The organism is Bradyrhizobium sp. S69, assembly GCF_009766005.1.
Taxonomy (GTDB): Bacteria; Pseudomonadota; Alphaproteobacteria; order Rhizobiales; family Xanthobacteraceae; genus Bradyrhizobium.
Genome location: NZ_LMUK01000046.1, coordinates 477,256 through 496,171 on the forward strand (window position 1 = coordinate 477,256; position 18,916 = coordinate 496,171).

General features: G+C 61.2%; 19 protein-coding genes and 2 riboswitches. Of the genes, 4 read left to right on the forward strand and 15 right to left on the reverse strand.

Translation table 11 applies throughout. The features are described from left to right. Positions 1-61: 61 nt before the first annotated feature. A riboswitch (glycine riboswitch) is annotated at positions 62-177 on the reverse strand. 3 nt (positions 178-180) lie between these two features. Next, positions 181-290: riboswitch (glycine riboswitch) on the reverse strand. A 239-nt stretch (positions 291-529) separates the two neighbouring features. Continuing rightward, positions 530-655, reverse strand: coding sequence for a hypothetical protein (locus GSQ88_RS36015; RefSeq protein WP_283810705.1), 126 nt, complete (start codon positions 653-655; stop codon positions 530-532). Between the two features lie 577 nt (positions 656-1,232). Here GSQ88_RS36015 and GSQ88_RS26945 point away from each other — a divergent pair. Then, positions 1,233-3,227 carry a TonB-dependent siderophore receptor gene (locus GSQ88_RS26945; RefSeq protein WP_246785026.1) on the forward strand — a complete coding sequence of 665 codons (1,995 nt, stop codon included), beginning with the start codon at positions 1,233-1,235 and terminating at the stop codon, positions 3,225-3,227. A 215-nt stretch (positions 3,228-3,442) separates the two neighbouring features. Further along, positions 3,443-4,615: a PepSY-associated TM helix domain-containing protein gene (locus GSQ88_RS26950; RefSeq protein ID WP_159010791.1), complete on the forward strand. Its 1,173-nt coding sequence runs from the start codon at positions 3,443-3,445 to the stop codon at positions 4,613-4,615. A gap of 46 nt (positions 4,616-4,661) precedes the next feature. On the opposite strand, the gene GSQ88_RS26955 is transcribed toward GSQ88_RS26950, so the two are convergent. The 8 genes from GSQ88_RS26955 to GSQ88_RS26990 form a co-directional block, all read right to left on the reverse strand. Next, positions 4,662-4,904 carry a hypothetical protein gene (locus GSQ88_RS26955; protein ID WP_159010792.1) on the reverse strand — a complete coding sequence of 81 codons (243 nt, stop codon included), beginning with the start codon at positions 4,902-4,904 and terminating at the stop codon, positions 4,662-4,664. 39 nt (positions 4,905-4,943) lie between these two features. Then, complete coding sequence (locus tag GSQ88_RS26960) at positions 4,944-5,969, reverse strand: aromatic ring-hydroxylating dioxygenase subunit alpha (RefSeq protein ID WP_159010793.1); 1,026 nt, start codon at positions 5,967-5,969, stop codon at positions 4,944-4,946. Between the two features lie 30 nt (positions 5,970-5,999). Next, positions 6,000-7,361: an amidohydrolase family protein gene (locus tag GSQ88_RS26965; protein ID WP_159010794.1), complete on the reverse strand. Its 1,362-nt coding sequence runs from the start codon at positions 7,359-7,361 to the stop codon at positions 6,000-6,002. Then, positions 7,358-8,158 carry an ABC transporter permease gene (locus GSQ88_RS26970; RefSeq protein WP_159010795.1) on the reverse strand — a complete coding sequence of 267 codons (801 nt, stop codon included), beginning with the start codon at positions 8,156-8,158 and terminating at the stop codon, positions 7,358-7,360. The genes GSQ88_RS26965 and GSQ88_RS26970 overlap by 4 nt, the downstream gene beginning before the upstream one ends. Beyond that, positions 8,155-9,009, reverse strand: coding sequence for an ABC transporter ATP-binding protein (locus tag GSQ88_RS26975; protein ID WP_159010796.1), 855 nt, complete (start codon positions 9,007-9,009; stop codon positions 8,155-8,157). Before GSQ88_RS26975 ends, GSQ88_RS26970 begins: the two co-directional genes overlap by 4 nt. A gap of 8 nt (positions 9,010-9,017) precedes the next feature. After that, the gene (locus GSQ88_RS26980) at positions 9,018-9,998 is read right to left on the reverse strand and encodes an ABC transporter substrate-binding protein (protein ID WP_246785027.1); all 981 of its coding nucleotides are present in this window, start codon (positions 9,996-9,998) and stop codon (positions 9,018-9,020) included. A 223-nt stretch (positions 9,999-10,221) separates the two neighbouring features. Continuing rightward, positions 10,222-11,199, reverse strand: coding sequence for an isopenicillin N synthase family dioxygenase (locus GSQ88_RS26985; protein WP_246785028.1), 978 nt, complete (start codon positions 11,197-11,199; stop codon positions 10,222-10,224). Positions 11,200-11,225: 26 nt separating this feature from the next. Continuing rightward, complete coding sequence (locus tag GSQ88_RS26990) at positions 11,226-12,230, reverse strand: ABC transporter substrate-binding protein (RefSeq protein ID WP_159010799.1); 1,005 nt, start codon at positions 12,228-12,230, stop codon at positions 11,226-11,228. A 277-nt stretch (positions 12,231-12,507) separates the two neighbouring features. Between GSQ88_RS26990 and GSQ88_RS26995 the strand changes: the two genes are divergently transcribed. Beyond that, a complete protein-coding gene (locus tag GSQ88_RS26995; protein WP_159010800.1) occupies positions 12,508-12,906 on the forward strand; it encodes a RidA family protein in 399 nt (132 codons plus the stop codon). A 40-nt stretch (positions 12,907-12,946) separates the two neighbouring features. Here the strand turns inward: GSQ88_RS26995 and GSQ88_RS27000 are convergent, their stop codons facing one another. Genes GSQ88_RS27000 through GSQ88_RS27020 form a run of 5 tightly spaced genes read right to left on the reverse strand, consistent with a single transcriptional unit; the run spans position 12,947 to position 16,982 of the window. After that, the gene (locus GSQ88_RS27000; protein ID WP_159010801.1) at positions 12,947-13,531 is read right to left on the reverse strand and encodes an NAD(P)H-dependent oxidoreductase; all 585 of its coding nucleotides are present in this window, start codon (positions 13,529-13,531) and stop codon (positions 12,947-12,949) included. Position 13,532: 1 nt separating this feature from the next. After that, entirely contained in the window at positions 13,533-14,900 is a 1,368-nt protein-coding gene (locus GSQ88_RS27005) for an FAD-binding oxidoreductase (RefSeq protein ID WP_246785029.1), read from the reverse strand. Next, complete coding sequence (locus GSQ88_RS27010) at positions 14,897-15,718, reverse strand: cysteine hydrolase family protein (RefSeq protein WP_159010802.1); 822 nt, start codon at positions 15,716-15,718, stop codon at positions 14,897-14,899. Before GSQ88_RS27010 ends, GSQ88_RS27005 begins: the two co-directional genes overlap by 4 nt. Before the next feature lie 3 nt (positions 15,719-15,721). Continuing rightward, positions 15,722-16,141 carry a cupin domain-containing protein gene (locus GSQ88_RS27015; protein WP_159010803.1) on the reverse strand — a complete coding sequence of 140 codons (420 nt, stop codon included), beginning with the start codon at positions 16,139-16,141 and terminating at the stop codon, positions 15,722-15,724. A gap of 22 nt (positions 16,142-16,163) precedes the next feature. Beyond that, a complete protein-coding gene (locus GSQ88_RS27020; RefSeq protein ID WP_159010804.1) occupies positions 16,164-16,982 on the reverse strand; it encodes a creatininase family protein in 819 nt (272 codons plus the stop codon). A gap of 186 nt (positions 16,983-17,168) precedes the next feature. Here GSQ88_RS27020 and GSQ88_RS27025 point away from each other — a divergent pair, with 186 nt between their 5' ends. Next, on the forward strand, positions 17,169-18,071 hold the full coding sequence (locus GSQ88_RS27025; protein WP_159010805.1) for a LysR family transcriptional regulator: 903 nt from the start codon (positions 17,169-17,171) through the stop codon (positions 18,069-18,071). A gap of 17 nt (positions 18,072-18,088) precedes the next feature. Here GSQ88_RS27025 and GSQ88_RS27030 read toward each other — a convergent pair whose 3' ends face one another. Further along, a complete protein-coding gene (locus GSQ88_RS27030) occupies positions 18,089-18,889 on the reverse strand; it encodes a MetQ/NlpA family ABC transporter substrate-binding protein (protein WP_246785031.1) in 801 nt (266 codons plus the stop codon). Positions 18,890-18,916: the final 27 nt, after the last annotated feature.

Here is an 18,916-nt window from a genome sequence, read left to right on the forward strand (position 1 = left end):
TTAAGACAGCTCCCGCAGGTTGGAATCGCCCCAACGCCGGCATGGCCGACGCAGGCGCCCCATCTGTCACGGTACCTGAGAGCTTGATCCGCTGGAGCCATTGCGCGATGCTTGGCTCGATGACGGATATCCCCTTCGGTGGACACCGTATCGTGGATACGGCGTCTCTCTCCAGATCATCCTGACGACACGGTCCTTTTGCCTGAGAGTTTCCGGGGCGGTTGCTCCGTCGGCGCCGAACACGAAAACAAGGCGTTTGCTTTCGCTTCGATCTCTCCCGCATCGTCGCGTTGGATTGCCCGCACGATATGGTCTGCTCACAAAGCGAGCAAGGCCAAATTTCGCTCAGCTCTGCTTAGATGGTATGCGGTCAATGCAACCATCGCCAGCGGCCAGTCGGTATCCTCTCGATGAACTAGGACGCACCGCCATCTTGCCGCAACCTGAAATTTTAACTGCGCCCGCGGCACCGGCCTGGCCCCGAAATCTGGTTCGCGCATTCGATCCTCTTGACCACTGAAAGTCTGACTCAAAAAGCAGCCAACAAAATCAGGCACCTTCGGCAAAGCTCGTCATGCCCGGCCTTGTGCCGGGCATCCACGTCTTCTTTGAAGAAAGCAAGAAAGACGTGGATGGCCAGGTCAAGCCCGGCCATGACGAAAAATGATTCATTTTCAGTAGATCACCACAGGATTATCCGACACGTTGGTTTCGCACAATTCTCTGATTTTCTGCAGTAACCGCTTGACTGCATCGCAATGATGAATTTGTGAACGTTGGTGCACAGCACGCCGGTTCTTAGAGAGATTCAATTCCCGCACTGTTCTTTTCATGCGCGCCGACTGCTAGACGCAGCCGTCGTAAATATTGTTTGTGCATGGAAATGAACCGAAGTGACGATCAACACCAATTGCCGGCTCACGAAAGACCATCGAGATCGTGAGCGGGGCCACGCGCATTTTCTCATCGGTGCCGCATTCTTGCTGACCGATTTATCGGTCTTCACGACGATCGCAAGCGCGCAATCGAGCGTCGCGTTGCCGGACTTGACGGTGGAATCACCGACGCAAAAACGGAAGCCGCCGCGCGCAACCGGGGCGACTGCGCGCCGGACTCAGGCCGCAGCCGCGCGCCAACGCGATCGAAATGCCACACAAGCGCAGCCAACCGCGTCAGAGCGGGCCGCCGCCGCTGCGGCCGCGCTGAATGAGGCCAAGCTCGGCTATCGCGCGATGCCGAGTTCGACCACGCTGCGCAGCGGCGCCTCGCCGCTCGACACCTCACAATCGGTCAACGTCGTGCCCGAGCAGGTGCTGAAGGATCAGCTTCCGCGCAATCTCGACGACGCGCTGATCAACATCAGCGGCATCACCCAGGCCAACACGCTGGCCGGCACACAGGATGCCGTCATGCGCCGCGGCTTCGGCGACAACCGCGACGGCTCGATCATGCGCAACGGCATGCCGCTGGTGCAGGGCCGCAGCCTCGATGCCGCGGTCGAAAGCGTCGAGGTGCTGAAAGGCCCGGCCTCGCTGCTCTACGGCATCATGGATCCCGGCGGCATCGTCAACACGATCAGCAAGCGGCCCGAACTCTATCAGCACGGCTCGGTCACCTTGCTCGGCTCGAGCTTTGCCGGCCCGAAGACCGGTGCCGACGGCACGGTCGACATCACCGGCCCGATCGGCAAGGACGGCCTCGCCTATCGCTTCATCGGCTATGGCGTCAGCGAGGACTATTGGCGCGATTTCGGCCGCCACCGCGAAATGCTGGTTGCGCCGTCGCTGGCCTGGTATGGCGACGACACGACGGTTCAGCTCAATTACGAGCATCGCGAGTTCATCTATCCCTTCGACCGAGGCACCGCCTTCGATCCCATCACCAAGGCGCCGCTGGCGATCCCGGCGACGCGCCGGCTCGATGAACCCTTCAACAACATGTGGGGGACCTCGGACCTGATGCAGGCCTCGGTCGAACACCGCCTGAACCAGGACTGGAAGGTCTTTTCGGCCTACAGCTACAACACCGAGACTTTCAGCGCCAACCAGCTCCGCATCACCGGCATCAACACCAAGACCGGCGTCGAAACGCGCAGCGATGACGGCACGCAGGGATCGCTCAGCAATTCGAGCTACGGGACGTCTTATGTGCAGGGCGGATTCTGGCTCGGCAACATGCGCAACGACGTGACCTTCGGCGGCGACGGCCAATATCGCACCATCTACCGCGACAATCTGATCCGGCAGGCCACCCCGACCTTCAATTTCTACAATCCGGTCTATGGGCTGATTGGGCCGGGCGCGACGGTGTCCGCACCCGACAGCGCCCAGACCGACAAGCTTGGCCAATGGTCGCTGTTCTTCCAGGACACGCTGCATCTGACCGAACGGTTCGCGCTGGTCGGCGGCGTGCGCGACACGGATTACGACCAGATCGCCGGCAAGGGACGGCCGTTCGTCACCAACACCAATCTATCCGCAGACAAGGTGCTCCCGCTCGGCGGCGCCATCTTCAAGCTCACCGACCAAGTGTCGCTCTATGCGAGCTACACCCAATCGCTGAAGCCGACCTCGACCATCGCGCCGCTCACCGGCGGTGTCGTGATCGGATCCAACATTGCGCCCGAGGAAGGCACCCAGTGGGAGACCGGCGTCAAGTTCGATTTTGACAAGCGGCTGTCCGGCACGCTCGCTTTATATGACATCGACAAGCAGAACGTGCTGGTCTCGCAACTCAACGCCGCAACGAGCATTGTCGAATATCGTACAGCCGGGAAGGTCCGTTCGCGCGGCATCGAGCTCGACGTCACTGGCAGGCTGACCGACCATTGGAGCATGATCGGCAGCTACGGCTACACCGATGCGCGGGTGGTCCAGGACCCGGTATTAGCCGGCCTGGAGTTGCAGAACGTCGCCCTGAATACCGGCTCGCTCTATCTCGTCTACGATTTCGGCACCGCCTTGCCGGGCCGGCTTCGCCTCGGCGGTGGCGCGCATTACGTCGGAGACCGCCCCGGCGACGCAAACAACAGCTTCGTGCTGCCGTCCTACGTGGTCGAGGACATCTTTGCGACCTACGAGACGCAGTATCAGAGCCTGCCGGTGATCTACCAGTTCAACGTCAAGAACCTGTTCGATAGCGTCTATTATCCCTCCGCCGTCAGCAATCTGAACGTCGCTGTGGGCGATGCGCGGCGCGTATCGCTATCGGCCACGGTGAAGTTCTAGGGGTGGGGTCATCGACGTGACGGGCTCAACAACAGATCAATCGGAAACGCGAACCGATCTAGAGCTATTACAAACTGCGCGTACGCGGGTTGATTGGCACGGCGAATATCTCTTCGGTATGGTCCGGCGTGCTGTCGAACAGGCGGCGATTGCGAAGAGCCTCCGATGCCGCCTTTGATGCCGACCCTGCCCCACGCGACATGTTGCTTTCGTCCATGAGCAAGTCGTCAATCAAGGCCGCCTTGTTGCAGGTCCATTCCATCATTGGCCTTGCGATTTCGCTGCTGTTGACCGTGATCGCGTTGACCGGCGTGACGATGAGCTTCGAGGATGAAATCCAGGCCTCCCTGAACGTCGAGATGACGCACGTCGAAGCCCTTTCAGGGCCGATGCTAGCGCCGGATGAACTGATCGCGCGACTGCAGGCCGGCCACGACTATGGCAAGGTTTCCGCCATCACGCTGACAAGCGACCGGTCCGCAGCGGTGCGAATCCGGTTTGCCCGCAGCGAAGGCGGCTCGCGACCATCCTCGGTCTATGTCGATCCATATAACGGCCACCTGCTCGGTGCGCCACGTGGCGAAGACTTTTTCGCCACCGTACGCAGACTGCATCGTTGGCTGCTGTTGCCGGGCGATGCCAACGGGTATGGCCGACAGATCACCGGCGTGGTCGCGATCGGCCTGATCGTGTTGCTGATATCAGGGATTGTGCTGCGATGGCCGCGCCGCGCCGGCAGCATGAAAATGTGGCTGAAACCAAGCTTGGCATTGCGCGGCCGCGGTTTCCAGCGATCGCTGCACTCCGTCGCCGGCACCTGGGTGCTGGTCATCTATCTGGTCATGGCGCTCACCGGCCTCTGGTATTCGTTCGACTGGTACCGGAATGGCGCCACCTGGCTGCTGTCGCGTCCTTTAACGGCCGCTGGACCGATGCAGCCAAAATCGCCACGCGGCGTTGGCGCAGCCGACGCCGGGCCTCTGCTACTTGATCGTGTATGGTCAACATTCCTGCGCCTACAAGGCGACCGTTTCGCAACGGCCCAATTGACGCTGCCGGCCGGCACGGGGACCCTGGTGCGAATCCGGTCTTGGGCGCGAGATGCCTCGCATGACGGCGCGCGCGACGAATTCCGAATCGACGCCGTCACCGGCCAGCTGACGTCGTCGGAGATCTATGCGGACAAATCAACCGGCGAGCGAATACTTGCGAGCGTACTCGATATTCACCGCGGCAGCATCTTTGGATGGCCCGGCAAGTTGCTGTTCATGTCGGCCGCAGCCCTGATGCCGTTGTTCATGGTCACCGGCTTCATGCTGTATCTTTCGCGCCGAAAGCATCGGCGTGCGTCGCGACCGGCGCTCGGGATCCTCGTTCCGGGCGAATGAGCTGCGCAGAGTCTTCATCCCTCATTCCGCAACGCAGACGACAATATCAGTCCGGTCTGAGGTGATATCGCCGCTGTTTTTCACGTTCAACGCAGCGAATGGCGCGATCCGCAAGCCTCTTGTTTGCCAGACCATAATCGATGACGCGAACCGAAAAGCCGTCGCCCATATCGCCGAGAACGCCGACGCTTTCGACCGTTTCGCATCCGGGCCAACACCGGGTCTGTTGCAGACAATCGCGCGTGAGGTCTGCGCGGCTGATTGCCACCGTATGTTTCAAGAAACCCATCAACGATTCGCAGCAGTTCGGTGCCGGCCTGTCCGGACCTCAGGCAACTTCATCGCGTGGCTGTTCTTCTTCGTTGTGGGCATGCAGCAGATCAAGCAACCGCTTGCGCATCAGCATCCCCGGCCGGTCTGACGGCATGTGCTTTTCGATCTTCCGGCCCATGTCCACGATGGCGTCGGGATCGGTCGACTCCAGCATATCCCGGTCCTCGGCGATGATCGCGGCATCCCAATCGATCAATTCCTGCGTCGAGCAGTCCGCCTCGGTGTCGTTGCGAAACAGAATCTGAACGACCTGGATCTGTCCGTCGGAAACCGGCGTCGCGCAGTTGAAGATGATGTGCCGGATCCCCGAAGGGTATTCCATGTCGAGCCGGCGGCAGAACGGCATGAACCATTTGTTGCGCTGATGCCGCCGCGTGGTGGGATCGGTCGTTCCCGAGATCCGGGCCGCGTTGGGCGGATTGCGAATGGTGATGATGGTCTCGGCGTCGAAGCCGTAATCGGTTTCAACGATTTCGTATTTTTCCGGCTTGGGCTGATTGATGTCGCCGAAAGTGCCCTTGTGGACAAAGGCGAAATGAGCGTTGTCGAACGAGTTCTCCATCAGCCGAAGTGCCGCGGTGTTCCATTTGTCATAGAACTGGTGGATGCGCCGGTAGCCGGGATCGCGGTCTTCGGGAACGTCGGGAATATCGTTCAACGGCTCATCGAGCGCGACCCAGACGTAACCATAGCGGGTCTGTGCCCGGAACGCGCGCGCCTTGGCGTCCGGGATCGGCTGCTCGAACGGAAATTGCGGAATCATCACCAGCGTGCCGTCGCGGTCATATTCCCATCCATGATAACCGCAGACGATGTTGCCGTCCTTGCACCACCCCTTCGACAGCTTCGCCGTGCGATGGCAGCAGCGGTCTTCCAGCGCCGCCGGCTCGCCCTTGGCGTCGAGGAACAGCACGATCGGTTCGCCAAGCAGCGTGAACGGCTGCGGGCCAGCCTTCAATTGTTCGAGCGGCATCACCGCGTACCAGAAACGGCGAAGCACGGGCTGTTTGGTGTTCAACATGATTTTCTCCGTTGTCAGGCGGCGAGGTTGTCAGGCGGCAAGACGCGCGACGACACGGGACGCATCGGATCTGAGTTTTTGAATATCGAGGCCGGGAATAGCGCCATTCTCCACCACGATCCGGCCGCCGACCAGGAGATAGCGAAGCTGGGCCGAACCGGCGCAGGTCACCGGCGCGATCAGCGGATCGTGCATGCCGAAATGCCGCGGCTGATCGAGATCGAAGATGGCGATGTCGGCTTGCTGCCCAGGCGCCAGCGTGCCGATCTGCGGCAGCCCCAGCACGCGGGCGCCGCCTGCCGTGGCCCAGTGCACGACGTCTTCGGCGGTGACGGCATCGGCGCCTTTGACGGCGCGATGGGTGTGCCAGCAGCTATGCATCTCGCTGATCATGTCGGCGGATTCGTTGGAGGCTGCGCCGTCGACGCCGAGCGATACCGCGCCGCCGAGCCGCGCCATCGCATCCGCGGGCGAGACGCCGGAGCCGAGGCGGCAATTGGATTGCGGGCAATGCGCCATGCCGGTACCCGTGCTTGCCAGAATCCGAACCTCGTTCGGATCGAGATGCACCAGATGTGCGAACCACACATCCGGTCCTAGCCAATCGTGGTCGGCCAGCCACTCGACCGGCCGCTTGCCGTGAACCGACAGGCAAAAATCGACATAGTCCGTGCTTTCCGACAGATGGCTGTGCAGACGCAGCTTCATTCGCCGTGCGGCGGCAATCACTTCCTTCAGCTCGCCGGGATCGAGCGACCAGGTCGGCGTGGTCGGCGCCAGCGCGACCTGCGTCAGGCTGCCCGGCGAGGTATGGTGGAAGCGCTGCGCGCAGGCTTCAACCGATTTGAGCATGTGCTCGAGCGATTCGGTCGGCATCGGTGGAAACTCGTCGGTGTCAAAGTGACGTCCCACCGTGGCGCCGCCGCGGCAAAACACCAGCCGAAGGCCGAGGCTGCGCGCGACTTCGAAGATTACCTGCGCGGGGTCGAACCTGAAGGTGTCGCTGAAGAGATAATGGTGATCGGCCGCCGTCGTCGTGCCCGACAGCAGCAACTCGCTGAGCGCGATGCGCGCGGCAACCGCCAGCGCTTCCTCATCGAGTTTCGACCAGTAGGTATACGGCACCGAGCGTAGCCAGCCGGCCAGCGGAAGGTTGATGCCGGCGCGAACCCCCTTCAAGACGCTTTGAAACAAATGATGATGGGTCGAGATCAAGCCGGGATAGATCACGCAGCCCCGCGCATCGAGCCTGCGCTCGTTCGGCTCCAGTGGCAGCGCCCCGATTGCAGCAATCACGCCATCGCGAACCCGGATCGAGCCGCTGCTCCGCATCGCGGCACCAGGAAGCCCGGTGAAAATGCCGGTTGCGTTCTCGATCAGGAACGAGGTCATGTTTGCGCTCCGATTTCGCTCTCGTGCCAATTCGACAGCGCAAGCCGGGAAAGTACGACCATCGCCGCAAACAGCGCGACGCCGGTCAGCGTAATCAGAAACAACGCGGCGAACATACGCGGAATATCCAGCGTGAAGCCGGCATCCAGAATCTCATAGGCGAGGCCTGAGGAGCGGCCACCGGTGCCGGCGACGAATTCGGCCACCACCGCACCGATCAGCGCGAGCCCGCTGGAAATCCGCAATCCTCCGAAGAAATACGGCAGCGCACCGGGGATTCTGAGTTTGATCAGGGTTTTGAGGCGCCCTGCGCGATTCATCCGGAAGTAATTCGCCAGCCCCGGATCGACGCTTCGTAGTCCAAGCGTGGTGTTTGAAATGATGGGAAACAGCGCGACCAGGGTCGCGCAGATCGTCAGCGACGCCTGCGTATTCTTGACCAGAATGATGATCAGGGGCGCGATGGCAACGACCGGCGTGACCTGAAGCAGGACCGCATAGGGAAACAGACTGACCTCGATCGCGCGGCTCTGCACGAACATGAACGCGATTAGGGTGCCGAGCACAACGGCCGCCGCAAACGCCTGCAATGTCACCCGTAATGTCACCATCAGCGCCCGCAGCAACGACGGTCCGTTGTGGATCAGGCTAGTGAAGATGTCGCTCGGCTTTGGAAACAGATACACCGGCACCGACGCCAGCCGGCAGCCGGTTTCCCATAGAGCGAACAGCACCACGCCGACCGCCAGCGGTGCGGCGATTCGTACGAAGGCTTCCGACTCTAGCAGCGGCTTCATGACGTACCTCCGGTGGCAGAGGGCAACGACGCCTCGGCGAGCCAGGTCGACAATTCGCGGCAGTAGGCAGCGAATTTCGGGCTATCGCGAAATCCCTCGTCGCGCGGCTGCGGCTGGTCGATCGTCATGGTCCTGAAGATACGACCGGGATTGGCTGCCATGACGATGATCCGGGTCGATAGAAATACCGCTTCATAGATCGAATGGGTCACGAAGACATTGGTCAGCTTGCGTTCCCACCACAGCCGGACCAGATCGGCGTCGAGCTTGTTGCGGGTGAATTCATCGAGTGCCCCGAACGGCTCGTCCATCAGCAACAGATTGGGGTTGGTCGCAAGTGCGCGCGCAATCGACACCCGCATCTTCATTCCCCCGGATAACTGACGGGGATAATGCCGGGTGAAGGCCGACAGGCCGACGCGCTCGATCGCGTCGGCGACAACAGGCGCGGCCGCGGCGGCGGAGACATTGGCGAGTTCGAGCGGCAGCCGTACATTGGCATCGACCCGCGCCCACGGCATCAGGGTCGGCTCCTGGAATACGAAGGCAAACCGCCTGCCCTCCCGACCGACCTGGGTAAAGTCGCCACGCCACCACAACAGCCGGCCGTCAGATGGCTCTATCAGATTGGCGATCAACTTCAGGAGCGTGCTCTTGCCGCAACCGGAGGGCCCGATCAGGGTCAGGAACTCACCCTCTGCGATGTTCAGGCTGATCGGCGCCAACCCGCGCGTGCCGTTGGAGAAGACTTTCTCGGCCGAGAGCACCTCCACCGCCGGCGGCGGTTCGCTGCTGGCGATCATCGGATTGGTGCTCTCGTCTGTCGGCTGGCCGGGCAACAGCGCGTTCATGACCGTTCCTACTTGACCCCGATTTTCAGGTCCTTGACGAATTTGACATCGATGGCCTTCTGCCAATCGGTCTTGGGATCGATCAATCCGCCAGCAACCAGGAAGTCATAGATCTTCTTGTAGCGGTCCATCGTGATGACCCCGATGCCCTGGGTTGCCGCATCGCCGCCATCGACCGCCTTGTTCTCCTTCAGTTTCTCGATCGCGAACGCGATCTGGCCGTCGGTCATTTTCGGGTTATCGACCTTGATCAGGGCGTTGCCCGGCGCCGGATCCTTCATGTAGTCGCGCCAGCCTTCCAGCGACGCCTTGACGAACCGCGCCACCACATCGGGCTTTTCGGCGATCATCTTTTCGGTGGTGACGATGGTCGAGCTATAGGGTGGATAGCCACCATCGGCCAGCAGGAAGAACTTTACCTTCACGTTCTGCTCCTGCGCCTGGTAGGGCTCGGAGGACGGATAGGCCTGCTGGGCGACATCCTTGTCGGCAAAGAACGGCTGCAAATTGAAGGTATAGGGCCGAATCTGATCGTCGGTGAAACCGTATTTTTGGCGCAGCCACGGCCAGAACGTGATCCGGGACGAGCCGGCGATCAGGATCGGCTTGCCCTTGAGCGCTGCGATGTCCGCCACGTCATCATGGGCCATCAAGCCCTGCAGGTCGAACTGGAACGCGGAGGCCACCGTCACCAGCGGCTGGTTCTGCTCGCGGCCCTTCAGCACCTGGATATCATAGCCGATGATGAATTCGGTCTCGCCGGCGAGCAACAACTGCGCGCCGTTGATCTGCGGACCGCCCATCTTGATGGTGACATCGAGACCGGCCTTGTCGTAGAGCCCGGTGGCCTTGGCCTCGTAGAAGCCGCCGTGCTCGGCCTGGGCAAACCAGTTGGTCAGTAAGGTCACCTTGTCGGCGGCAAGCGCCGGCGCCAGCGAGCCGACAAAGATGCCGGTTCCGACCAAGGCGGTCACAATGGCGGTCGTCATCATTCGCGAAACAAATTTCATTGCCATCTCGACATCCTCATATCCAGCAGCCTCGCCAGCCCGCAGAATGCACAGCCAGGCTGTCACCCGAAAGCATTTTGATTCGAGCTATCTGTTGCCTTTTAAGCAACGGACGACTTCCTGACCACGCGCAGCATCTTGCAATTTTTCGGCCAACCTGTGCGTTTCTACTGAGGCCGTTGATCAGCGTCGCAGCCGATGGCTAGCTCGGCGGCGCAATATCCATCGACTCCGTCAGCTTCGCGCGAATGTACGCGCCCGCGATCACCGGCTCGTATTGGGCTGGATGCTCGCTGTCACAGCAGCTTGGCAGGCACGCCACTTCCGAATTTTCATTCGGACCCGTGAACGCCACCATGGAAAGACGGGCGGTGGAACCCGTGAGACCGCGGTCGGGATTGGAGACGCGATGAAGCGTCGATCGCCAGCGACCGTTGGTCCAGCGCGACATCAGATCGCCGACGTTGATCACGAAGGAATTCGGCACCACGCCTGCCTCATGCCACCGACCCGAGCGGTCGCAAATTTCGAGGCCGCCCGGTGCCTGATCCTGTCGCAGGATGGTCAGGCCGCCGTAATCGTGGTGCGCCCCATAGCGGAGTTGCCCCGCTGCGGGGGGCTCGGGCTGGTCCGGGTAGTGCACAAAGCGGAGCGTGAGGGATGGGTCGGCATACCAGGGCGCTAGATAATCTTCCGGCAGATCGAGCGCGAGAGCCGAAAGCTGCGCAAGATGACCGGTCAATTCGGCGATGCTGCCACACCAGGCTTCGACCAGGCGCCCAAGTTGTGGCGGCCTCTCGGGCCAGATATTCGGTCGGCTGCCCTGCCCTTCACTGCCTTGACCCTCACGGTGCGGCGCGCTGAAAACCAGCGCCTCGCACAGATCGGGCGGCGTCGCTCCTGAGAGCGTTTTGGCGACGCTCTCGATTCCCATTGGAAGATAGCCTCGCCCCTTTGTTTTCTCCGGCGGGCTGTCGACAAGCTTGACCGCCGTCGACTGGGCGAAATACGCTTTCATTGCGTCGTAGGTGTCGGTGGCAAGCCGTTCGGAAACGCCATGTCCGACCACCACCGCGAAGCCGGTGTTCTCGAAAGCCTGGCCGAAGGCTCGACCGACCCGGCTGCGAGATTTTGCGTCTCCCTGGATAAAGGGCGCGAGATCGACAACCGGGATATCCATTTGAGACATACGCTTCTCCTCTCCGGTCATTCTTGATTACTGAATTGCAGCGTATAGGCAGCCTTGAAATCCAAGCTTCGGGGATAGATTCCAGCCGTCGCCATCGTGTCGAAGAACGACGCCCAGCGCGCGTCGGTCATTGCGCCGATCCCGAGTTTGGCTGCGTCACCACCATCGACAAGGCCACGCTTGCGCATCTGATCGAGCTTGAACTTGAACAAATCCTCGCCACCGGAGGGATTGACCGCGAGGATCGCCTTCATTGCGGGCGTGGCATCTCCCTTTGCGCAATCCTCGTAGCCCCTGCGCGTAGCGTTGACGAAGCCGCGAACAGTCGAAGCGTGAGCTGCGATATAGGCATCCGTCGCAAACACGGTCGTGGCGTAGTTGTCGTAGCCGTAATCGGCCAGCAATATCGAGACGGGCGGCTCGGCGAGGGCCTTGCCGAGCAGCGCGGCATCTTCCGTGATGTACCCCTGTTGCACGGCTCTCGGATCAGCCAGGAACGGGGCTGCCGAATAGCTATAAGGGCGCAACTGCTCGTCGCTGAAACCATAGCGGATCTTTAGGAATTGCCAGAACTCGCTGCGCGAGAACTGCCCGACCATGATCGGACGATCCTTCAGATCCTCCAGCTTGCTGACGCCTTGACCTGCATGGGCGACAAGCGTTTGCGGATCCTTTTGGAAGAATGCTGCGACTGTTCGTGCCTTGATGCCGCGATTGACGAGGTTGAGCGTCGTGAAGCTGGATCCCATACCCATGTCGATCTCTCCGGCCGCGACGAGCAAGGGCATGTTGAGATTCGGATTGCCCGGACGCAGTTCGACGTCGAGCCCGGCGTCCTTGTAGTAGCCCTGTGCTTGGGCCTGAAAGAAGCCGCAGTGTTCGCCCTGCGGCACCCAGTTCAAACCGAAGCTGACTTTCTCGAGTGCCAGAGCTGGCGCCGCGATGAAAGTCCATACCAATGCGCAGGCGCCAAGGCTGCCTTTCGTAGCCGAGGCGAGACCGGATCGAGACGGGAGCTTCATTGATGATTCTTTCGTCGGTGATGTGAACGAACGCGGTGAGCTTTCATCAACGCCGCACCTGACGGCGAACGATGAGATTAATAAATCAAGCGATGCTGTCATCTGAAAGCATTTTTATTCGCGCTATCCGTTGCCTTTTAAGCAACGTTCGATCTAGCGGTAGAGCTATCGGAACAGGTTCGCGCGGCTGTGAGGTTGTATTAAAAAGAAATAGCCAATGACGCGCACGGCGAAACCGACGTAACATCGACGACGTTCATCCGCGGTACGAGGCATGATGGATTCGCGCGCGCTCTCTCCTCGATCGATCAAACCGCCCTTTGCCCGGTATAGCCACGGCATCGCGGTGCCCGCGGGGCACCGGCTGGTCGTGACCTCGGGCCAGCTCGGCATCGGTGCCGACGCGGCCGTCCCGGCGGATTGCGAAGCGCAAGCTGACCTTTGCTTTGCCAACATCGCGGCGATCCTCGCCGAAGATCGCATGACGCTGGCCAACATCGTCCGCCTCAACGCCTATGTGACGGCGCGGGAGCACATGCAGGGCTACATGCGATCGCGGGACCGGCAGTTTCCCGGGACGCCGCCTGCTTCAACGCTGATGATCGTCTCCGGCTTTACCCGCGCGGAGTTCCTCGTCGAGATCGAGGCCATCGCCGCGGCGCCCGACGAAGCCTGAGCGAATATGGCGACGCAACCGGCACTGGGACGAATCCGCGCTAAAAGCGCTGCATTTCCTGCCTGACCTTGGCAAGAAAGCGATTCCGTCGCGCCAAAGTCGCAGTGTTCATGTGGTACAGCGCATGATAGCGCACCTTGGCGTTGCCGCCGGTGAACCAGGGCAGATAGCGCTTGATGATCTTGCGTGGCGGATCGGCCATGCCGATCGCCTGCCAGCGCGGGCGGCCATAGGTCGAGATGCCGGTGATGCGCTCGATATGAAGCAACAGCGGCTTTGCCTGCGCCGGATCGGAAAGATCCATCGCGATACCCGGACCGAACATTCGGTCGAACCAGCCCTTCAGCATCGCGGGCGGCCCGAACGACCAGGTCGGGAATTGCACGACCAGCGCGTTCGCGGCCATCAGCCGGTCGACATAGGCCTGGTTGTTGGCCCGGTTGCGCAAGGGATCGTGGTAGTCGCTGCGCCGCTCGGCGGTCAGCACCGGATCAAAACCCTCGGCATAGAGATCGAGCAGGTCGACCGCGTGCCCTGCCCCCTCTAGGGCGGCCAGCGCTTCCTCGCGGATCGCGGCATGAAAGCTGCCGTCGAGCGGATGGCAATAGACATACAGCACGCGCATGTTACGGGCTCGCGGCCACGAAGCTTCGCATTTTGCCGGGATTGAGCAATCCGTGCGGATCGACTTCGTGCTTGAAACCCAGTTGATCGACGTCGGCGCGTTTGTAGCGGCTGCCATCCTCGACGGTAAAGACATGCGGGTTGGCGATATAAACGCCGCGCTCTTCGTGCAGCCGGATGATCTCGTTCAGGCGGTCTTCGCCCCTGTAACGCACGACCGGCAATCCGCTGCAGGTGACGCGGCCATTGAAGCGGATGAATTCCAGATGCTGCAACACCTCGTCGGGAAACAGCTCCCGCATCTCCGCGACCTTTTCCATCACGCGATCATGCGAATACAGGCATTGCAGATAGGTGACGGAACGATCGGACTTGAGCACCTGCAATGTGGTGTGGTTCCAGGTGTATTCATAGAGCGGGACTTGGCCCGGACTATCGTCGGTCGGCGTCTCCAGCGTGACCGTGCCGCGCCCGCTCAGCAGCGACTTGAAGCTTTCCAGCGAGGGCTCAGCGATCATCGCGATCAGGATGCTCTTGCCATCGGGACAATACGGCGTCAGCGCGCCGAAATAAGACGGCAGCGGCGCGGTGATCGGCGCCAGCACTTTCTTGACGATGCCATCGGCAAGGGCTGCTTCATAACCGAACGCGGCGGCCTCGATAAAATCGTCGAACGCGACGACGACATCGATCCATTTCCAGGCCGGCGCCAGCGGCATTTCGAGCGCCGTGATGATACCGGTGGTGCCATAGGCGCGATTGATCTTTTGCGCCGCGTCGCCGCGCAACTCGATGATCCGAGGCTCTTCTTCGACCGTGACGATGCGGGCAGCCAGGATGTTGCCGGGCTCGCGTAACCCGCCGTAGTTGACCGAGCCGATGCCGCCCGAGCCGCCCGCCACGAACCCGCCAATGGTGGCAGTCCGTTTGGTCGAGGGGTGCATCCGCAATTCCCAGCCCTGGGGCTGAAGCTCGGCATCCAGCGCATTCATCTTCGCACCGACGCCCACGCGGACGATCCCCGGCCTGACCCATTCGGTCGCCGCGAGCGCGGTGATGTCGAGCAGCACGCCGCCGTGCAATGGTACCGCCTGGCCATAGTTTCCGGTGCCGCCGGCCCGCACCGTGACCGGCACCCGGTGCCGCGCGCAGGCCGCCGCGACCCGAACGACCTCTTGCTCATCGCGCGGCGCCACGATCAGATCGGCCGACTTGCCGTTCAGTTGCTCGTTCAGGACAGGGCTGTACCAGAAGAAATCGCGCGAGCGCCGGCGCACGATCTTGGGATCGGTCACGACGGGAATGTCGCCAAGATCGGCAATAAGCTCCATAACCAGCGATGAGAGGGGGCCGGACAGCGTATCGTTCATGGCGTGGTCGCCCGTGCTGCGTGGTCTAGCTCGGCCACGACCGCCTCGGACCTGACGACAAAGCCGAAGCACTGGCGCACGTTGTAGAGCGTCGCCGCCAGACAATAATCCGGCGAAGTCGTGGCGGCGCAGTCTTCCACGAGCAGGCAGTCATAGCCACGGAAGTTGGCGTCCTGCAGTGTGCACATGACGCACTGGTCGGCATTGACGCCGGCAAACATCAAGGTCGTGACGCCGAGATTGCGCAGGATGCTGTCGAGCTCGGTATCCTGGAAACCCGACATCCGGTATTTGGCGACGTGAATGTCCGACAGGTCGGCCGTGAGCTCATCCACGATCGCCGCGGACCAACTGCCGCGCTCCAGCACCCTGGCGCCGGAATCCGGCAGCGGATCGCCGAGGCCGATCCCGGTGCCGCTGGGCTTGTAGACGTGCAGCAGCGCGGGGCTGAGATTGAGCCGGTCGGGCCGGTTGCCCCAATTGAGCCAAATCACCGGAACATCATGGCCGCGCAGCGCGGGCAGCAGGCGCTGCAGCGGCGCAATCGGGGTTCGCGCCGGCGCGACCTCGACGCCGAGATGGCCGAGCCAGCCGGCGGGGTGGCAGAAATCATTCTGCATGTCGATGACGACGATCGCGGTCCGCCCGAGGTCGAAGGTGACGCGCTTGCCTTCCGCCTGCACCGTGACCGGCCGCGGCTGCGTTGGTTGTCGCACCAGATCGGCTCTCGTTTCCGAAACCGACCAGCGATTACGCGCGCTCGAACCTAGCGGCAGCAAGCCTTCATTGTCGCTGTTGGCTGGCGGCGCCACGTTCATCGATCACGCTCCCTGCAGAATACGGATATCGTCGGCATCAAGCTCGACACGCTCGCCGCTACGGATCAGCTCGGCGAAGCCCTCGTTCGGGGTCATCACCGTGAGCGTATAGAGTTTGCCAGTACCGGTGTTCTCGATCACATGTTCGGAACCGGGATGCAGCAATAGCGAATCGCCCTTCTTGATCGGCAGGGTCTTGCCGTCACAGCGGGCGATCCCCTCGCCATGCAGCACATGGAAGAATTCATGCGCGGCAGCATGTTCGTTCGGGGGCGTGGCGCCGCCTGCCCTGAAAATCTCGATGACGAAGATGTTGTCGATCTTGTCGCTTTCCTTGTCGAACAGCATCACGAAATAATTGGTGTCCTTTGGCGAAATCCGGAACGCCTCTGCGTTTGCAAGATCCGCGACACTGAATGCCATGCGACTATTCCTTCTCATTTCGTTAAGACACGTCAAAGGCCGTGCGTGTCGCAATCCGCGACAACGGATAGCGGCTGATCTCTTCGATAAGTTGCAACAGCCGCGCCGCGACGCGGTCCACGGTGGTGCGGCCGAGATCGGCGGTCGCCTTGGTGGCGTCGCCGCAAACGCCCTTGGGATGAAGATCCTGGGCTTGCCAGCCGAACCTCACGGCGCCTTCCGGGCCCAGCATGCCGGACTCACGTTCGATTTCGACCGTCACCGGCACGAAATTTTCGGCGCTGTTCATGTCGACGAGATCAGGATGCAGATGCAGCATCACACTGGTTTCGCTCTGGCCGCCGTGAATGCCGTGGCGGTTTTCCGCGGACGGATAAAGATCATCCATGTCGATCAGACGCGGCCACATCACGCTTGCCGCGAACATGCCGAGCTTGACGCGCAAATCGCGGCAGACGATCTCCAGCAATTGCGGCTGGCCGCCATGCGAGTTGAGGAACAGAATCTTGCGAAGGCCGGCGCGATGCACGCTCTCGCCGAGTTCGTACCAGACCCGGCCCAAGGTCTCATGCGATAAGGTCAGCGTGCCCGGAAAGGCCAGATGCTCGTCGGACTTTCCGAACGGCATCATCGGCAGCACCAGCGCCGGACAGTCCGATGGCATCAATTCCATCGCGCGCGCGACGATGCCGGCGTTGATCGCCGCATCGACCCTGACCGGCAGATGCGGGCCATGCTGCTCGACCGCACCGACGGGCAGGATTGCGACCACGCGCTCCGGATCGAGCCCAGCGAAGTCCTGCGTCGTCAGGTCCCACCACCAGTGCGATTTGAGGGCCATGCGTCATGCGTCTCCGGCTGTGGCGGAGCGAGCCAAAACGGAGCAGCTCCGGCAGCTCTTATCCACCAGTTACGATTCAGCACGTCGGGCCGACACTTCAAAGCGCTTTAATTCGGCATATGCGTTGCCTTTTAGGCAACAAGTATCCATGCTGACCGCTCGGATTTCTCACCACAGGTTCTGATCATGCTGCACAGTCGACTGCTCAATTACGTGGACGAGGTCGCGCGTACCGGATCGATCCGAAAGGCGGCGACCCATCTCAACGTCGCCGCGTCCGCCATCAGCCGGCAAATCCTGGCGCTGGAAACCCAGTTGGGGACACCGATTTTTCAACGTCTGCCGAAAAAGCTGATCCTGACGGCGGCAGGCGAAGTGCTGATCGGTCACATCCGCCAAACCCTGAAGGAGTTGACCCGCGCGCAGACCAAGATCGAGGAATTGAAGGGGCTACGACGCGGCGAGATTACCGTGGCGATGATGAGCGGGCTGGCTTCCAACCTCGTTCCTGGAACCGTGAAACAATTTCGTCTCGCCAACCCGCGGGTGAAGCTGATCCTCACGCTTTATACCACCGGCGAAGAAATTCAGAATGCGGTCGCGGGCGGCGAAGCCGATCTCGGGATCGGATTCGATTTCACCAAGGACAGCAATCTGAAAGTTCTTGCGCGCGCCGTGGGTAAGCTGGGCGCCGTCATGGCACCGAGCCATCCCCTTGCCAAACGCGCCAGCATCCGGCTCAGCGATTGCATGGACTATCCGCTCGTCGTGGCCGATACCAGCAGTGCGATCAGGCCTTATCTGGACGCCGCCTTCACCCGCGTCTCGCTCGACCTGCAACCCATCATCGAAACCAACGCCATCGAAATCATGCGGCACGCAGCGATTTTGGAAAACGGCATCACCTTCCTGACGCCGTTCGACATCGAGTTCGAGCGGCGCGCCGGAAGGCTGGTCTATGTTGCCGTTCGCGAACTATCCCAGGAGAACCAGGCATTGATGCTGATCGGCCACGAACGCGGCAGCAGCGCGATCGCAAGTGTGCTCGCAGAAATGCTCAAAATCATGATGCAGCAGGCCGCTTCCTAGCGGCCCGAGCGCATCGCCTAGCTGTTGAAGCCGGCCGGAATGAACGCCGGGATATTCTGCTCGATGAACTGTTTGACTTCGGGCGACTTGAACACCTCGATGAACGCCTTCAAGCGTGGATCGTCTTTCTTGTCCGGGCGGGCAGTGAAGCGCAGCACCAATCCATCGTCGACAGTCCGGTCGATCGCGAGCGCCGATTTCGGATCACCGCCGGCCGGAATCAAATAGGTGATGTTGACCAGCGCGAGGGTGACGTCATCCAGCGAGCGATAGGTCTGCGCGGGGTCGAGTTCGATGATTTTGAGATTCTTGGGATTATCGATGATGTCGAACTTGCTCACCGAAAAGCCCTTGCCCGGCGCAAGCTTGATCAAACCGGCCCGCTCCAGCAGAATCAATCCGCGCGCGCCATTCAACGGCTCGTTGGGAATGGCGACGCTATCGCCGGATTTGATTTCGTCGAGCTTCTTGATCTTTTTCGAAAATAGCCCGACCGGCGCGATCACGCCGACATTGTCGACCTGGACGAGATTGAAGCCGTGCTGCTTGTTCTGAAGCGCCAGATAGGTCGCGTGCTGGAATAGATTGGCATCGACGTCGCCGCTGTTGACCACCTCGTTCAACGCCACCCAATCCGACAGCTCGACCACCTTGACGTCGATCCCCTTGTCCTTGGCGAGCTTGGCCGCAAACGACACCAGTTGCCCGACCGGACCGGCACTGGTGGCGATTTTTAGCGGCTGATCGGCGGCAGCTGCGGCCGTCAGTGCGAACAACAGGCTGGTGGCACCCACCAGCCTCGCAAGCGTCTTCATCATTGTCGTCAATCTTTCCTGGAGGTTGGG

Excerpts from the sequence above, each read along its gene's own strand:
- GSQ88_RS36015 (WP_283810705.1), bottom strand. The coding sequence starts at position 655 with ATGGCCGGGCTTGACCTGGCCATCCACGTCTTTCTTGCTTTCTTCAAA.
- GSQ88_RS26945 (WP_246785026.1), top strand. The coding sequence starts at position 1,233 with ATGCCGAGTTCGACCACGCTGCGCAGCGGCGCCTCGCCGCTCGACACC.
- GSQ88_RS26950 (WP_159010791.1), top strand. The coding sequence starts at position 3,443 with ATGAGCAAGTCGTCAATCAAGGCCGCCTTGTTGCAGGTCCATTCCATC.
- GSQ88_RS26955 (WP_159010792.1), bottom strand. The coding sequence starts at position 4,904 with ATGGGTTTCTTGAAACATACGGTGGCAATCAGCCGCGCAGACCTCACG.
- GSQ88_RS26960 (WP_159010793.1), bottom strand. The coding sequence starts at position 5,969 with ATGTTGAACACCAAACAGCCCGTGCTTCGCCGTTTCTGGTACGCGGTG.
- GSQ88_RS26965 (WP_159010794.1), bottom strand. The coding sequence starts at position 7,361 with ATGACCTCGTTCCTGATCGAGAACGCAACCGGCATTTTCACCGGGCTT.
- GSQ88_RS26970 (WP_159010795.1), bottom strand. The coding sequence starts at position 8,158 with ATGAAGCCGCTGCTAGAGTCGGAAGCCTTCGTACGAATCGCCGCACCG.
- GSQ88_RS26975 (WP_159010796.1), bottom strand. The coding sequence starts at position 9,009 with ATGAACGCGCTGTTGCCCGGCCAGCCGACAGACGAGAGCACCAATCCG.
- GSQ88_RS26980 (WP_246785027.1), bottom strand. The coding sequence starts at position 9,998 with ATGACGACCGCCATTGTGACCGCCTTGGTCGGAACCGGCATCTTTGTC.
- GSQ88_RS26985 (WP_246785028.1), bottom strand. The coding sequence starts at position 11,199 with ATGGATATCCCGGTTGTCGATCTCGCGCCCTTTATCCAGGGAGACGCA.
- GSQ88_RS26990 (WP_159010799.1), bottom strand. The coding sequence starts at position 12,230 with ATGAAGCTCCCGTCTCGATCCGGTCTCGCCTCGGCTACGAAAGGCAGC.
- GSQ88_RS26995 (WP_159010800.1), top strand. The coding sequence starts at position 12,508 with ATGGATTCGCGCGCGCTCTCTCCTCGATCGATCAAACCGCCCTTTGCC.
- GSQ88_RS27000 (WP_159010801.1), bottom strand. The coding sequence starts at position 13,531 with ATGCGCGTGCTGTATGTCTATTGCCATCCGCTCGACGGCAGCTTTCAT.
- GSQ88_RS27005 (WP_246785029.1), bottom strand. The coding sequence starts at position 14,900 with ATGAACGATACGCTGTCCGGCCCCCTCTCATCGCTGGTTATGGAGCTT.
- GSQ88_RS27010 (WP_159010802.1), bottom strand. The coding sequence starts at position 15,718 with ATGAACGTGGCGCCGCCAGCCAACAGCGACAATGAAGGCTTGCTGCCG.
- GSQ88_RS27015 (WP_159010803.1), bottom strand. The coding sequence starts at position 16,141 with ATGGCATTCAGTGTCGCGGATCTTGCAAACGCAGAGGCGTTCCGGATT.
- GSQ88_RS27020 (WP_159010804.1), bottom strand. The coding sequence starts at position 16,982 with ATGGCCCTCAAATCGCACTGGTGGTGGGACCTGACGACGCAGGACTTC.
- GSQ88_RS27025 (WP_159010805.1), top strand. The coding sequence starts at position 17,169 with ATGCTGCACAGTCGACTGCTCAATTACGTGGACGAGGTCGCGCGTACC.
- GSQ88_RS27030 (WP_246785031.1), bottom strand. The coding sequence starts at position 18,889 with ATGATGAAGACGCTTGCGAGGCTGGTGGGTGCCACCAGCCTGTTGTTC.